The organism is Candidatus Pelagibacter sp. HIMB1695 (assembly GCF_052047655.1).
Classification (GTDB): domain Bacteria; phylum Pseudomonadota; class Alphaproteobacteria; order Pelagibacterales; family Pelagibacteraceae; genus Pelagibacter.
In genome coordinates this window covers 1,039,794-1,054,954 of record NZ_JBNAJT010000001.1, presented here as the reverse complement: position 1 = coordinate 1,054,954, position 15,161 = coordinate 1,039,794, and the positions used below count along the sequence as shown (strand labels likewise).

Sequence of the window (15,161 nt, the reverse complement as noted above, 5' to 3'; positions counted from 1 at the left end):
TCTGCAAATGAAAAATCTTAATAACAAAAAAATTCTTTTTATTATTTGTGGTGGTATTTCAGCTTATAAAAGTCTTGAAACGATTAGATTATTAAAAAAAAATGGTGCAGAAATAAAAACTATACTGACTTCTAGTGCTAAAGAATTTGTAACTCCATTATCAGTAGCATCATTATCTCAAGGTAAAGTTTATAGTAATTTGTTTAGTTTAGAAAACGAAACTGAAATGGATCACATTTCACTTTCTAGATGGGCAGACATAGTTATCGTTGCACCAACTACAGCAAATACAATTTCAAAATTAGCACAAGGTACTACAGATGATTTGGCTTCTACTGTAATACTTGCTTCAAATAAACAAATTTATTTAGCACCAGCGATGAATGTTAGAATGTGGGAACATAAATCTACAAAAATTAATTTAAAAAAATTAAAAGATTTTGGTTATAAGTTTATTGGTCCAGAAATAGGAGATATGGCATGCGGGGAATACGGAGAGGGTAAGATGTCAGAACCATCAAAAATTGCGGATGAGTTAAACCAATTTTTTTTAAACCAAAGTCAAAATAAAAAATTTAAAGCTTTAGTTACTGCGGGTCCAACAAATGAGTATATCGACCCTGTGCGTTTTATAACAAATAAATCAAGTGGCAAACAAGGATATGAACTAGCTAAATGTCTATCGAAAAAAGGTTTTGATACAACACTCATTTCAGGACCAACTAATCTAGAAGTAGAAAAAGATATTAAGCTCATTGAAGTTGAAACAGCAGATGAAATGTTTGCTGCTACACAAGAGAATTTACCTGTAGATGTAGCAATTTTTTCAGCAGCAGTATCAGACTTTAAAGTAAAAAATAAATCTCAAACAAAAATAAAAAAAGAAGAAGCATTAAATTTAAATTTAGAAAAAAATATTGATATTTTAAATTACATATCAAATCATAATTCTATGAGGCCTGAAATTGTGATTGGTTTTGCGGCAGAAACAAACGAAGTTTTAAAAAATGCAGAAGAAAAATTAAATAAAAAGAATTGTGATTGGATAATTGCTAATGATGTTTCTAAAAAAAATATTGGATTTAACTCTGATTATAATGAAGTTGTAATCCACTACAAAAATAAATCTTTAAAAAGTGAAGTCTTACCATACAAAAGAAAATCTGAAATTTCTGAAGAAATAGTTGATAGAATAATTGATCAATTAAATTAATGGCAAAAATTCTTGTTAAAAAATTAGATCCTTCAATAGAACTACCTGCTTACAAAACAGAAGGGGCTTCGGGTATGGATCTTATGGCATTTATAAAAGAACCTATTATACTTAAATCCCAATATTCTTGTTTAGTTCCAACTGGAATTGCCGTTGCTTTTTCAAATGAATTTGAAATTCAAATACGACCTAGATCAGGTTTAGCAGCAAAAAATAATATTAGTGTTTTAAATACACCAGGAACAATAGATAGTGATTACAGGGGTGAGATAAAAGTAATACTTTACAATCACGGAAAAGAAGATTTTTTAATAAACAATAAAGACAGAATAGCTCAAATGGTTCTTGCACCAGTAATAAAAATGAATTTTGAGGAAACAGATGAGCTTCCAGAAACAATTAGAGGCGAAGGCGGATTTGGCTCAACAGGAAAATGAGCAAAAAATTAAACAAAAAACAAATCGAACGTTTTTCAAGACAGATCATATTAAAAAATATTGGTATTTTAGGTCAAAATAAAATTACAAATGCAAAAGTATTAATAATAGGCATGGGTGGTCTTGGGTGCCCAGTAGCAGAATTCTTGACTAGGTCAGGGGTTGGTTTATTAGGAATTGTGGATCATGATCGAATAAGCCTTTCAAATATTCATAGGCAGAGTTTATTCGATGAGAAAGATTTAAATCAATTAAAAGTCAAAATAGCTAAAAAAAAATTAAACAACATTAATTCTTTAACAAAAATAAAAATTTTTAATTACAAATTAAATAAATCTAATTTTCAAAAAATTATTAAAGATTACGATTATATTGTTGATGGAACTGATAATTTTGAAAGTAAATTTCTAATTAATGATTTAAGTTTAAAGTATAAAAAGTTTTTGGTAACTGGTGCTATAAGTAAATTTGATGGTCATATCTTTACATTTAATTTTAAAAATAAAAAAGAACCATGCCTTCGATGTTTTTATCAAGAGGAAAAAATATCAGATGAAATACTCAATTGTGAATATGAAGGAATCCTGGGAACTGTAGCAGGAATAGTTGGCACGATGCAAGCTAATGAAATTTTAAAAAATATTTTAAATATAGGCCAAAGTTTGAATAATTATATTTTAATTATTGATTTATTAAATTTAAATTTTAGAAAAGCAAAAATTAAGAAAAGAAAAAACTGTCTATGCAATTAATTATAAGAATAATTTTAATTTTTATCTTATCAATTTCAATAAGTTCAGCTGATGAAATATTTGTTTCTTTAAAAAAAAATAAAGTAAACGTTAGGTACGGTCCAAGTTTTGATTCAGATGTAAAATATGTTTACAAAAAAATTAATCTTCCTTTAAAACAAATAGATAAAAAAGAAAACTTTAGAAGAATTATAGACCTTAAAAATAATGGTGGGTGGATACATATATCTCAATTAAAAAAAAATAATTCTGCAATAGCAACAAAAGATAAAATTTTATTTAAAAACCCTACATCTTTTGCAAAACCAATAGCTCTTATTAAGGAAGGTAGGTTATTAATATTAGAAAAGTGTGAGCAAGAATGGTGTCAGATAACATCTGGAAAATTTCAAGGTTGGGTTAAAACAGATAATATCTGGGGATTTAATTAATTAAAATCGGCAGAAAGTGACTTTTTGTTCTCTAAAGACAGCTTGGTAGTATGGGAATATTCTTTATGATCTATTCCTATTTCAACTTCAATTTCTTCAGATTTAAATTTAGCTATTTGGTCATCTGAAAAATTAAAATGAATAAATTGAACTGAAGAAGCTTTTCCTTCAGCTGATGTTCTATCAACATCTTCCTCTGGTATAGCTTTTATTTTTTCTCCATTAATTTTCATAAACACTGTTTCTTCTATTCCACCCACTTTTCCTAGAAAAGCTGCACGTGATATAGGATTGTCTATTTCAAACATCAAAGTAGCTGTTAATTCTTTACCATTTGGTATTAGAGGATTGTATGCTGACAACTCATCTTTAAGTTGTTCATCTCCACCTTTTTCAATATATAACATTTCTTGAACTTGAGCCAACATTGTCTCGTAACTTTCAAAATAAAAAGTTGCATAAGGACCTAATGCAATTCTTCTATTTTTTTTAAAATCAACAATATTTTTTCTCAGTTCTCTTCTATTTTTTGTGTAGACATCCAATGGCATGATGTCTTCTTTTTGTATCTCTCTTTTTTCTCTTGGCATAATCATAATTTATAACTTTTAGCCATCAATTCGATAGGATGTAGTGCCTCATCATTGGAGATGTTAGTATCCACTTCAAGCTGCTTCAAGTGCTTACCTGCTAAAGGACAATCAGAAGCCATGTACTTGTTATTTTTTGTTTTAATTTGTCTTGCAGTTGGTCTTCCTACTTTATTGGCCAGATCATGTGTTTCTTTCATCACACCAAAAGTTCCACCATGCCCAGCACATTTCTCCACAACATCAATTTTAACATTCGGGATAAGTTTAAGCATATCTCTGGCTTTGATACCCATGTTTTGTGCTCTTGCGTGACACGCATGGTGCACTGTCACTCCACCATCTATTTCTTGTAAACCATCTGCTAATCCCTCATTGTTTGCAATATCAACAACATACTCATCAATATCCATAACGTTTGCAGATAATTTTTTTATTTTATCATCATTAGGTAAAAGCAATGGCCATTCAAATTTTAACATTAAACCACAACTAGCGGTTAATGTAACAACTTTGTAACCTTTGTTAATCCATTCAACTAAATCTTTAGAAACTTTTTTAGCCTGTTCCACAACTTTAGGAAGATCAGCTTGCTCTAAGAATGGCATTCCACAACATCCAGGATAGGCTTCTTGAACTTCTACACCATTTTTCTTTAGAACTTTTAAAGCTGCAACACCCGTATTTTTTTTATTAAAGTTAACAAAACATGTAGAATAAATTACAACTTTTCTATCATTAGTTTTTGTCTCGTAGTTTATTTTGTCATTATTTTTCTTAAAAAAGTTAGAAAAAGTTTCTGAATTGTATTTTGGAAGTTGAACCCTTTTATCGATACCAGCAACTACCTCTAATATTTTTCTGAACAACTTATTTTTTATATCTGATGCCCAATTAATTATTTTAGAAAATAAAACCCCAATTTTTGCGTTTCTATCTATTTGGGCTAATTGCATTGGAACACTTGGTAATTTACCTAATTTTTTCTGTGCCGTTCTGTACCTCAACATTAAATGAGGGAAATCAAGATCAAAATCATGAGGAGGTACATAAGGACATTTGGTCATAAAACACATGTCGCAAAGAGTACAGGCATCAACAACCGGAGCAAATTGCTCACTTTTTAAACTTTCTACGTCTTCATTTTCAGACTCATCAATCATATCGAACAATTTTGGAAAAGAATCACAAAGATTAAAACATCTTCGACATCCATGGCAAATATCAAACACTCTTCGCATTTCTGCATCTAATTTTTCAGGATTTAAAAAATCTGGATGCTCAAAATCAATAGGGTGACGAATTGGGGCGTCTAGACTTCCTTCTTTGCTCATACGATTATATTAGAAATTATAATTAATGATAAAGAAACTAATACCACTGGTTCATTAAACCAATCTTTTATTAATTGTAAAAGTTGCTCTTTCATTTTTTTTGATTTTAGAAATTTTGTTAAATTTAGTGGGCGGTAAACGCCCACTAATGAATATTATTTAGGCAATAGATTCTAAAGTTTTTTGAAATTTACCAGCATGAGATTTTTCAGCTTTTGCTAAAGTCTCAAACCAATCTGCAATTTCTTCAAAACCTTCTTCTCTTGCAGTTTTAGCCATACCTGGGTACATGTCAGTATATTCATGCGTTTCTCCCTCAATTGCTGAAGCTAAATTTGCTTTAGTTTCACCAATTGGTTTCCCAGTAGCTGGATCTCCAACTTGTTCAAGGTATTCTAAGTGACCATGTGCGTGACCAGTTTCACCTTCTGCTGTTGATCTAAATACTGTAGCTACATCATTATAACCTTCGATGTCAGCTTTTTGTGCAAAATAAAGATATCTTCTATTTGCTTGACTCTCACCAGCGAATGCTGCTTTTAAGTTCTCTTCTGTTTTACTTCCTTTTAAAGACATTTTTTTCTCCTTAATTTAACTTTATAGACCATATAGTGTCTAAAACTTTAATGTCAATAGTTTAGAATTATTATAATCTAGATTTTATATAATTGATTTAATTGAATTATTTTTGAGTTTGATTATCACTCGCAACTTTAACCAGAACTTCAACTGAATTTATTTTTTTTCCTGTAATATTTTTTTTAATATTTACTGGATCTATATCATTTTCATCACAATCTATTAGCTGATGAGTATCTTCATCATAAAAATGATGATGAACAGATGTGTTTGTATCAAAATAACTTTTATCGCTGTTAATCGAAATTTCTTTTAAGTAACCTTTTTTCTTAAATGCATGAACAGTGTTGTAAACTGTTGCTAAAGAAATTTTTTCATTCATCTCCTCAGAAATCATTTTTACGAGATCATTGATTGTAAAATGAAAAGTTTTTTCTCTATTAAATAGAACTTCGCACATTTTAACTCTTTGTTTAGTGGGTCTAAGTCCTAAATCTCTTAATTTTTCAACAAAATTACAGTTTTTTACCATTGTATTTTATAATTATTCTAATGTATGAATAAAAATATACAGTTTTATTATATTATATTGGCATTAAATCAAGTAATAAGGTTTCTCAAAAAATATGAAAAAAAATTCCTACTCATATGACGATCTAATAAGTTGTGGAAATGGTGATCTTTTTGGACCAGGTAATGCAAAATTACCACTTCCTCCAATGCTGATGTTTGATAGAATAACTGAAATCAACGAGAATAATGGAGCTTTCAATAAAGGCTCTTTAAAGGCTGAATTAGATATAAAAAACGATCTATGGTTTTTTGACTGTCATTTTAAAGAGGATCCAGTCATGCCTGGGTGTCTCGGTTTAGATGCTATGTGGCAACTAGTTGGATTTTTTCTGGGCTGGCTAGGAAATCCTGGCAAAGGTAGAGCTCTAGGAGTTGGTACTGTAAAATTTACTGGTGAAATTTTACAAAATGTTAAAAATGTAAGGTACGAAATAGATATGAAAAAAATTATGTCGCCAGGTGGAACAACTGTCGGTCTTGCCAATGGAATTGTACTTGCTGATGACAAAAAAATATATTCAGCAGAAAGTTTGAAAGTGGGGTTATTTAAATAATGAGAAGAGTAGTAATTACAGGATTAGGAATTGTCTCTTGTTTGGGAAACAACCAAGAAGAAGTTCATCAATCATTAATTAATTCAAAATCAGGAATTTCTTATGCTGAGGAATATAAAGAACATAATCTTAAAAGTCATGTTCATGGCAAACCAAATATAAAATTAGAAGATCATATCGATCGGAAAACAATTAGATTTATGGGCTCAGGTTCAGCTTATAATTATATAGCAATGAAAGAAGCTATTGAGGATTCTGGATTAGAAGAAACTGAAGTTAGCAATTTTAAAACTGGAATCGTAATGGGTTCTGGTGGTCCATCAATTGAAAATGTTATTTTAGCTGCAGATAAAACGAGGGCTAAAACTCCAAAATTAATGGGACCATTCATTGTTCCAAGAACTATGGCAAGTACAGCTTCTGCAACACTTGCTGTTCCATTTAAAATTAAAGGAACCAACTACACAATGAGTTCTGCATGCGCCACAAGTGGGCACTGTATTGGTAATTCAATGGAATTAATTCAAATGGGTAAACAAGATGTTGTTTTTGCAGGTGGAAGTGAAGAAGTTCATTGGGCTATGACGGCGATGTTTGATGCGATGACCGCTTTATCATCAAAATATAATGATGCTCCTGAAACAGCATCAAGAGCATATGACAAAACAAGAGATGGTTTTGTAATTGCAGGTGGTGCAGGTGTGCTAGTGCTTGAGGAATATGAACATGCTAAAGCAAGAGGTGCTAAAATATACGCAGAATTAACTGGTTATGGAGCAACTTCAGATGGATACGACATGGTAGCACCATCAGGAGAAGGTGCTGTCAGATGTATGCAAATGGCAATGTCTACTGCTAAAAATAAAATTGATTATATCAATACTCATGGAACTTCTACTCCAGTTGGAGATATCACGGAGCTAAATGCAGTTAAAAATACTTTTGGAGACAATATCCCAAAGATTAGTTCGACAAAATCTTTATCGGGACATCCACTTGGTGCGGCTTCAGTTCATGAAGCAATTTACTGTTTGATAATGATGAAGAATAATTTCATAGCTGGCTCTGCAAACATAAGTGAGATGGATGAAGAAGCTAAGAAATTTCCAATCGTTGCAAAAACTGAAACAGGGGCAACTTTAAATACAGTTATGTCAAATAGTTTTGGGTTTGGTGGAACTAATGCAGCTTTAATTTTTGAAAAGGTTTAGTTAATGAGTTTGATGAAAGGTAAAAAAGGATTGATCATGGGCGTTGCAAATGAAAGATCTATTGCCTGGGGTATATCTCAAAAACTTGCAGAAGCTGGAGCTGAATTAGCATTTACTTATTTAGGTGATGCTTTAAAAAAAAGAGTAGTTCCTTTAGCAGAAAAATTAAATTCAAAAGTTACGTTTAGTTGTGATGTTGAAAAAAAAGAAGAAGTTGTAAAATTATTTGAAGATATCAAATCTCAATGGGGTGAAATTGATTTTGTAGTACACGCAGTTGCTTTCTCTGATAAATCAGAGTTATCAGGTGAATATTTAAATACGACTAGAGAAAACTTTTTAAGAAGTATGTTAATTTCTTGTTTTTCATTTACTGAAGTAGCAAAAGAAGCTTCAAAGGTAATGAAACAAGGTGGAAGTTTATTAACTTTAACTTACGAGTCTACTAAAGCAATTCCAAATTATAACGTAATGGGTGTTTGTAAATCAGCTTTAGAAGCTAGTGTTAAGTATCTAGCTCGAGATTTAGGTGCCAAGGGCATGAGAGTAAATGCAATAAGTGCGGGCCCTATCAAAACATTGGCTGCCTCAGCGATTGGAGATGCAAAATTCCTATACAAATGGAATGAAGACCATTCTTTTCTGAAAAGAAACGTAGATATCCATGATGTTGGAAATTCAGCATTATACCTACTAAGTGACCTTGCAAACGGAGTTACTGGTGAAATTCACTACGTAGATGCTGGATATAACAAAGTTGGAATGCCAGATCCTAAGAATATTTCTTAAAATATAGTTAAATTTAGTTAAAAATATTAGGGCGCTCTGTTGCCAAATTGCCAATAAAAAACCCCCAGAACTCTCATTCCAGGGGTTTAGAATTTTAATTTAGGCTATTACTCAGCGGCTTGTTTCATAGAAAGTTTAACTTTACCTCTATCAAAGCCAATCACTTTAACTTTAACTTCGTCACCCTCTTTGACAACATCAGTTACTTTAGCAACTCTTTTATCTGCAAGTTCTGAGATGTGAACAAGTCCGTCTTGTTTTCCCAAGAAATTAACAAATGCGCCGAATTCCATAATCTTCATTACTTTACCTGAATAAATTTTATTCAGTTCAGCTTTTGCAGTTATGTCTTTAATCATCTGCATTGCGATATTTCTAGACTCTTCATCTGGAGCAGCAACTGTTACTACACCTTCGTCGTTTACATCTACTTTCGCACCTGATTTTTCAACTATCTCTCTGATTGTTGCGCCACCTTTTCCAATGACAGCAGCAATGTCTTTTTTATCAACGTTAACTTGCTCCATTTTTGGCGTATGTTTTCCAACATCAGATCTTGAAGCTGATAATGCTTTATTCATTTCTCCTAAGATATGAACTCTTCCATCTTTAGCTTGGCTTAATGCTTGCTCCATGATTTCAAATGTAATACCTGTAATTTTGATATCCATTTGGAGAGAAGTAATTCCATCTTTGGTTCCAGCAACTTTAAAGTCCATATCACCTAGGTGATCTTCATCACCTAAAATGTCTGACAAAACACTAAAATCATCACCTTCTTTAATTAGACCCATTGCAATACCTGCAACTGGCTCTTTAATTGGCACTCCAGCATCCATTAATGCTAAAGACGTTCCACAAACTGTAGCCATTGAAGAAGAACCATTAGACTCTGTTATCTCTGAAACTACTCTAAAAGTATATGGAAATGCTTCTTTTGTAGGTAATGAAGAGTTGATTGCTCTCCAAGCTAATTTACCGTGTCCGATTTCCCTTCTACCAGTTCCAATTCTTCCCGTTTCTCCAACTGAAAAAGGAGGAAAATTATAGTGAAGCATAAATCGTTCTCTTTGCAATCCATCTAAGCTTTCAATTCTTTGTTCATCATCAGATGTTCCTAAAGTTGCAACAACAATTGCTTGGGTTTCTCCTCTAGTAAATAATGCAGAACCATGAGCTCTAGGTAAAATACCCACTTCACACTCGATAGGTCTTACATCAGATAAACCTCTTCCATCAATTCTATTTTTATTTTTTAGGATATCAGTTCTAACAATTGATTTTTCTAGACTTTTTAGCTGACTGTTAACATCAAGATCTGTGTAGTTTTCATCTTCCTCATAAAGTTTTTTAGCTTTATCAGTAATTTCAGAAATTTGATTTGATCTATCTTGTTTATCTCTTGTAGCAAAAGCTTTTTTAAGATCTTCAGTAAAAGTTTCCTCAAGTTTTTTCTTAACTTCAGATAAATCTTTTTTCTCAACTGTCCATTCAGGTTTTCTACATTCTTTTGCAAGCTCCTCGATCATTTCAATCACTGGAACAAAGCCTTCATGACCAAATTTGACTGCGTTTAACATTTCTTCTTCAGTTAAACCACTTGCTTCGGACTCAACCATTAAAACAGCGTCTTTTGTACCTGCTACAACTAAATCTAATTTCGATTTTTCTAGCTCTGCTTTAGATGGGTTTAAAACATATTTTCCATCAATAAATCCAACTCTTGACGCTCCTACAGGTCCCATAAATGGCATTCCTGATATAGCTAATGCTGCCGATGAAGCAGTGATTGATAAAATATCTGGTTCGTTTTCTTTGTCGTATGAAATTACAGTTGGTAATAACTGTACTTCATTTTTAAATTCGTCAGGAAACAAAGGTCTGATTGGTCTATCAATTAATCTAGAAATTAATGTTTCACTCTCAGTTGGTCTTGCTTCTCTTTTAAAATATCCACCAGGAATTTTTCCAGCTGCATAATATTTCTCTTGGTAATTTACAGATAATGGAAAGTAATCCATATCAGGATTTACTTTTTTTGCCCCAACTACTGTTGCTAATACGACTGTCTCTCCACATGTTGCGATTATTGCACCGTCTGCCTGTCTTGCTACTTTACCTGTCTCTAAACTTATCTTTTTTCCCGCTACTTCAATTTCCTTCTTATATACTTTAAACATTTCATTTCCATTTCGTTTCGTTCGTTTCGTTCCATTCCGTTCTATCTACCTTGACTTCTATTTTCTTAAATTCAATTTCGACAGTACATTTTTGTAAGAATCCATTTTGTTTTTCTTTAGGTATTCTAACAATTTCTTTCTTCTATTTACCGCTCTCAACAATCCAACAGATGAATGTTTATCCTTCTTGAATTGCTTAATATGCTTAGAGAGAGTTTCAATTTTCTCTGTTAGCAAAGCGATTTGGATTTCTGAAGATCCAGTATCTTTATCATGCATTGCTAATTCTTGTGCCTTTTTATTCATGCCTCTTTCTTCCTATTTATTTGTTTGTTTTATTAAGTTTTCTATTTTTTCCGCATACTCAAAAGACTCATCTTTTCTAAAAAGTAATTTTGGTAAAAATTTCATAACCACTTTTTGTGATAAAATTTTTCTTATTAAGAATGAGTATTCTTTCAAAATATTAATTGTTTCCTCAGCATCTTTTCCGCCCAATGGAAGAACATATGCTTTAGCAATTTTTAAATCAGGGCTCATTCTAACCTCAGTAACTGTTATAGTATTTGTTTCTAAATTCGGCACCTTAGCCTCATTTCTTATAAAAATCATGCTTAAAGACTGCTTAATCATCTCTCCAACTCTAAGCTGTCTTTGTGATACTGGTTTTCCTATTCTATCAGCCATTAAATCGATCTCTCTGTAGATGTAACACTAAATGCCTCTATTGTGTCGTTTTTTTGGAAATCCATATAATCTTTAACAGTAATTCCACATTCTTGACCATCACTAACTTGTTTTACTTGGTTTTTTTCTCTGAAAATTGTTGAAACTTTTCCTGTGTAAATTATTGCTCCATCTCTAATAATTCTTACATCAGAATTACTATTTATTTCACCTTCTGTAATTTTTGAGCCTGCAACTTTTCCAGCGCCCGAAACTTTGAATATCTCAAGAATTTGTGCTGTTCCAGTAATTGTTTCTTGAACATCAGGAGATAATAGCCCAGACATTTTTTGTTTAACATAATCCAACACTTCATAAATGATATTATAAGAAGAGATTTTTATTTTTTCATTTTCAGCAAGTTTTTTAGCCTCTTTGCTCGGTTTAACATTAAAGGCTATTAGAACAGCATTAGATGCTTTGGCTAGTGTAACATCAGTTTCGGTTACCATTCCTATGTCTGCTAAAATTATTTTTGGTTTCACTTCTTCATGTTTAATTTGAGCAATTGCATTTTTGATAGCCTCAGATGATCCTTGTACATCGGATTTAATAATTAAATTTAATTCCTCAGAAGACTTGTCTGAAAAAGCAGAATCTTGTGTTGCAAACGTTAATGGATTTTTTCCATCTTTGCTCTCTTGCGCTCTATTTTCACTCAGAGTTTTAGCTTCTTTTTCAGTGTCTAAAACAATAAAATCATCTCCAGCTTTAGCAGCACCATTTATACCCAAAACTTCTATGGGAGTTGAGGGTGGAGCCTCGCTAATATTTTGACCTTTATCATTAATAATAGCTCTAACCTTTCCCCATTTTAAACCACTTACAAAAAAATCGCCCTTTTTGAGAGTACCTGTTGTTACAATAATATTTGCAACTGGTCCTCTGCCAACATCTATTTTTGACTCTAATACGATTCCTGTAGCCTTAGACTCATAATCAGTTTTAAGATCTAAAATTTCAGCTTGTAAAATTATAGACTCAACTAACTTATCTAAGTTTTGTTTTGTTTTTGTAGAAACTTCAACCATTAATGTATCACCAGATAAATCTTCTGCGATTAACTCATGTTCAAGCAATTGATTTTTAATTTTCTGTGGATCAGCTTCAGGAAGATCACACTTATTTATTGCAACTACAATTGGGACATTCGCAGCTTTTGCATGTTTTATAGACTCGACTGTTTGTGGCTTTACTCCATCATCAGCTGCAACAACCAAAACTACTACATCTGTTAATTTTGATCCTCTAGCTCTCATTTCAGTAAAAGCTGCATGACCTGGAGTGTCTATAAAAGTTAATTTATTATTTTGACTTTCAATTTGGTATGCTCCGATATGCTGAGTAATTCCACCAAACTCTCCTGAAACTACATTTGCACTTCTTAAAACATCTAAAACAGAAGTTTTACCATGATCGACATGGCCCATAACCGTAACAATAGGTGGTCTATTTTTTAAATTTTCTACTCTAGTAGCCTTTATTTTTTGAATAATTTCTTCTGCTTTTTCTTCTCTTATTGGATTATGTCCAAATTCTTTAACTAAAAATTCAGCTGTGTCAGCAGCTAAAGTTTGATTGATTGTTACAGTTACTCCCATTCCGAATAAATATTTAATTACATTGCTAGATTGCTCCGCCATTCTGTTAGCTAGCTCTCTAACAGTTATCGCCTCTGGAATATTGATGTCACGTTTTACTGGTTTTGAATTTTCTTGCGTCTCTTCTTTAGAAGAGTTTTTCATTTCTTTTTGTCGAGCTCTTTTAACTGATGCTAAACTTCTTTCTCTTGCCTCTATTTCATCGCTTAATGCTCTTGAAACAGTTAATTTTAATTCTCTTTTTTTTGTCCCGGCTTTTAATGTTTTTTTATCTTTTTCAGTATCTCCCTTAAGTCTTTTAGTGGCTCTTTGCTCTGCCAGTTTTCTTCTTTCAAAATCGCTTGTAATTGGAGGAGATTTTGGCGCAAAAGACGATTTTAATGGAGCACCTCTATTAAATGAAGTAGTAGATTTTGGTTTCCCTACACCAGGTCTAAACGATCCACCTCTATTAGCGAATTTTCCGCCTTGTTTTTCAATTACTCTAGAATTTTTTCCTTGAGATTTAGCTATCTCAATAGTTCTTATAGATTTCTTTGCAGAGCCGGATATTGTTAATTTTGTTTTTTTCTCCATTGCTCATCTCTCAATCTTTATAAATTATATTTCTAGCAGACATAATTAATTCATCTGCCTCTTCTTTAGATAAAGCAAAATCTTCTAGATAACCCTGAATTTTAACTCTCTCTCCTTTAACTACATCGTAGCCACCAGTAAGTTCATCAGATGCAAGATCTGCAAAATCTTCTAATGTTAATATTTTTTGTTCACCCAATGTAACTAACATTCCTGGGGTAAGACCCTTAAGGTTGATAAGAGCATCTTGTAGACCGAGCTCTTTAATTCTTTCCGATATATCTTCTTGATCTTTTTGATGAAACTCTTTTGCTCTTTCAATTAACGCAATAGCTGTTTCTTCCTCAATTCCCTCTATTTTCGTTAAATTTTCTGGCAAACTGTCTTTAATATCGTCTATTGTTGAAAAACCTTCAGCAACTAATAACTGACCTAAAGTTTCATCTAATTCTAAGTTTTTAACAAAGTTATCTGTCTTTTCTTTAAATTCTGATTGTCTTCTCTCAGAGTCTTCTGCATCAGTCATAATATTAATTTCATAATTTAATAACTTGGTTGCTAATCTTACATTTTGACCCCTTCGACCAATCGCTTTACTCAAATTTTCTTCAGTTAAAATCACATCAAGTTTTTTTCTTTCTGCATCAACATTAACTCTTTGAACTTCTGCAGGCGACAAAGCATTTGATACTAATATTGCAGCATCCTCTGACCAATTCACAATATCAATTTTTTCTCCTTGAAGTTCATTTACAACTGCCTGAACTCTAGAACCTCTCATACCAACACAAGCTCCTACAGGGTCTAATGATGTATCCACTGCTTTAACACAAATCTTTGCTCTACTTCCAGGATCTCTTGAAGAAGATTTAATTTCGATTAACCCGTCATATATCTCTGGCACTTCTTGAACAAAAAGTTTCTCCATAAATTTTGGGTGAGCTCTAGACAAGAAGATTTGTTGACCTCTTGGCTCTCTTCTTACATCATAACAATAAGCTTTTACTCTATCACCAGCTTTAATATTTTCTCTGGGAATTAATTCATTTTTTTGAATGATTGCTTCTGTTCTACCTAGATCAACAATGACACTTCCAAATTCTAATCTCTTAACAATACCACTTAAAATTGTATCTTTTTTATCAATAAAATCATTAAATTGTCTTTCTCTCTCTGCTTCTCTAACATTAAAACTTATAACTTGTTTTGCAGTTTGAGCAGCTATTCTACCAAAATCAAAAGATGGTAATGGCTGAAGAACTTCATCACCGATTGATTTATCTTTATTATTTTCATTAAGACTTATTGCATCTTCTAATTTTATTTCTGTATTTGCATTTTCAGGATTTTCAGAAATAACAAGTTTTCTGAACAATTCTATGTCTCCATTATCTCTGTTAATTGAAACTTTAATTTCATTTTCTTGACCAAACTTAGATTTGGCTGCTTTAGCTATTCCTGTTTCCATAGAACTAATAATAAGTTCTTTATCTATCGATTTCTCCAAAGCTACTGCTTCAGCAATTCTTAATAATTCTAATTTGTCTGCTCTTTTATTTAACATTTTTTATCTGCTCCAAAAAAAAATGGGCCAAAGCCCATTTTGATAATTCAA

General features: G+C 32.0%; 16 protein-coding genes. 7 read left to right on the top strand and 9 right to left on the bottom strand.

Annotation, left to right across the window (positions count from 1 at the left end):
• The first annotated feature begins 7 nt into the window (after positions 1-7).
• The 4 genes from coaBC to ACTTAX_RS05740 are packed head-to-tail and all read left to right on the top strand — an operon-like array spanning position 8 to position 2,833.
• Complete coding sequence (coaBC, locus tag ACTTAX_RS05755; RefSeq protein WP_440693560.1) at positions 8-1,213, top strand: bifunctional phosphopantothenoylcysteine decarboxylase/phosphopantothenate--cysteine ligase CoaBC; 1,206 nt, start codon at positions 8-10, stop codon at positions 1,211-1,213.
• Positions 1,213-1,650 carry a dUTP diphosphatase gene (gene dut / locus ACTTAX_RS05750; protein WP_440693558.1) on the top strand — a complete coding sequence of 146 codons (438 nt, stop codon included), beginning with the start codon at positions 1,213-1,215 and terminating at the stop codon, positions 1,648-1,650. The genes coaBC and dut overlap by 1 nt, the downstream gene beginning before the upstream one ends.
• Positions 1,647-2,402, top strand: a complete 756-nt coding sequence (locus tag ACTTAX_RS05745; protein WP_440693556.1) for a HesA/MoeB/ThiF family protein — start codon at positions 1,647-1,649, stop codon at positions 2,400-2,402. Before dut ends, ACTTAX_RS05745 begins: the two co-directional genes overlap by 4 nt.
• Entirely contained in the window at positions 2,393-2,833 is a 441-nt protein-coding gene (locus ACTTAX_RS05740; protein WP_440613543.1) for an SH3 domain-containing protein, read from the top strand. The genes ACTTAX_RS05745 and ACTTAX_RS05740 overlap by 10 nt, the downstream gene beginning before the upstream one ends.
• Here the strand turns inward: ACTTAX_RS05740 and ACTTAX_RS05735 are convergent.
• The 4 genes from ACTTAX_RS05735 to ACTTAX_RS05720 form a co-directional block, all read right to left on the bottom strand.
• Positions 2,830-3,423, bottom strand: a complete 594-nt coding sequence (locus tag ACTTAX_RS05735; RefSeq protein ID WP_440693554.1) for a DUF3501 family protein — start codon at positions 3,421-3,423, stop codon at positions 2,830-2,832. The genes ACTTAX_RS05740 and ACTTAX_RS05735 overlap by 4 nt on opposite strands.
• Positions 3,424-3,425: 2 nt before the next feature.
• Entirely contained in the window at positions 3,426-4,757 is a 1,332-nt protein-coding gene (locus ACTTAX_RS05730) for a (Fe-S)-binding protein (RefSeq protein ID WP_440693552.1), read from the bottom strand.
• A gap of 159 nt (positions 4,758-4,916) precedes the next feature.
• Positions 4,917-5,333, bottom strand: coding sequence for a rubrerythrin family protein (locus ACTTAX_RS05725; protein WP_262590070.1), 417 nt, complete (start codon positions 5,331-5,333; stop codon positions 4,917-4,919).
• A gap of 106 nt (positions 5,334-5,439) precedes the next feature.
• The gene (locus tag ACTTAX_RS05720; protein WP_440675555.1) at positions 5,440-5,868 is read right to left on the bottom strand and encodes a Fur family transcriptional regulator; all 429 of its coding nucleotides are present in this window, start codon (positions 5,866-5,868) and stop codon (positions 5,440-5,442) included.
• A 94-nt stretch (positions 5,869-5,962) separates the two neighbouring features.
• On the opposite strand from ACTTAX_RS05720, the gene fabA reads away from it, so the two are divergent.
• Genes fabA through ACTTAX_RS05705 form a run of 3 tightly spaced genes read left to right on the top strand, consistent with a single transcriptional unit; the run spans position 5,963 to position 8,463 of the window.
• The gene (fabA, locus tag ACTTAX_RS05715; protein ID WP_440693550.1) at positions 5,963-6,463 is read left to right on the top strand and encodes a bifunctional 3-hydroxydecanoyl-ACP dehydratase/trans-2-decenoyl-ACP isomerase; all 501 of its coding nucleotides are present in this window, start codon (positions 5,963-5,965) and stop codon (positions 6,461-6,463) included.
• A complete protein-coding gene (fabB, locus tag ACTTAX_RS05710) occupies positions 6,463-7,674 on the top strand; it encodes a beta-ketoacyl-ACP synthase I (RefSeq protein WP_440693548.1) in 1,212 nt (403 codons plus the stop codon). Before fabA ends, fabB begins: the two co-directional genes overlap by 1 nt.
• Before the next feature lie 3 nt (positions 7,675-7,677).
• Positions 7,678-8,463, top strand: coding sequence for an enoyl-ACP reductase FabI (locus ACTTAX_RS05705; RefSeq protein ID WP_440693546.1), 786 nt, complete (start codon positions 7,678-7,680; stop codon positions 8,461-8,463).
• A 107-nt stretch (positions 8,464-8,570) separates the two neighbouring features.
• Here ACTTAX_RS05705 and pnp read toward each other — a convergent pair whose 3' ends face one another.
• Genes pnp through nusA form a run of 5 tightly spaced genes read right to left on the bottom strand, consistent with a single transcriptional unit; the run spans position 8,571 to position 15,110 of the window.
• A complete protein-coding gene (gene pnp / locus ACTTAX_RS05700; protein WP_440693544.1) occupies positions 8,571-10,643 on the bottom strand; it encodes a polyribonucleotide nucleotidyltransferase in 2,073 nt (690 codons plus the stop codon).
• Between the two features lie 57 nt (positions 10,644-10,700).
• On the bottom strand, positions 10,701-10,949 hold the full coding sequence (gene rpsO / locus ACTTAX_RS05695) for a 30S ribosomal protein S15 (protein ID WP_075485648.1): 249 nt from the start codon (positions 10,947-10,949) through the stop codon (positions 10,701-10,703).
• A 12-nt stretch (positions 10,950-10,961) separates the two neighbouring features.
• On the bottom strand, positions 10,962-11,330 hold the full coding sequence (gene rbfA / locus ACTTAX_RS05690) for a 30S ribosome-binding factor RbfA (RefSeq protein WP_440693542.1): 369 nt from the start codon (positions 11,328-11,330) through the stop codon (positions 10,962-10,964).
• Entirely contained in the window at positions 11,330-13,546 is a 2,217-nt protein-coding gene (gene infB, locus ACTTAX_RS05685; protein WP_440693541.1) for a translation initiation factor IF-2, read from the bottom strand. The genes rbfA and infB overlap by 1 nt, the downstream gene beginning before the upstream one ends.
• A 10-nt stretch (positions 13,547-13,556) precedes the next feature.
• A complete protein-coding gene (gene nusA, locus ACTTAX_RS05680; protein WP_440693540.1) occupies positions 13,557-15,110 on the bottom strand; it encodes a transcription termination factor NusA in 1,554 nt (517 codons plus the stop codon).
• Between the last annotated feature and the right edge of the window lie 51 nt (positions 15,111-15,161).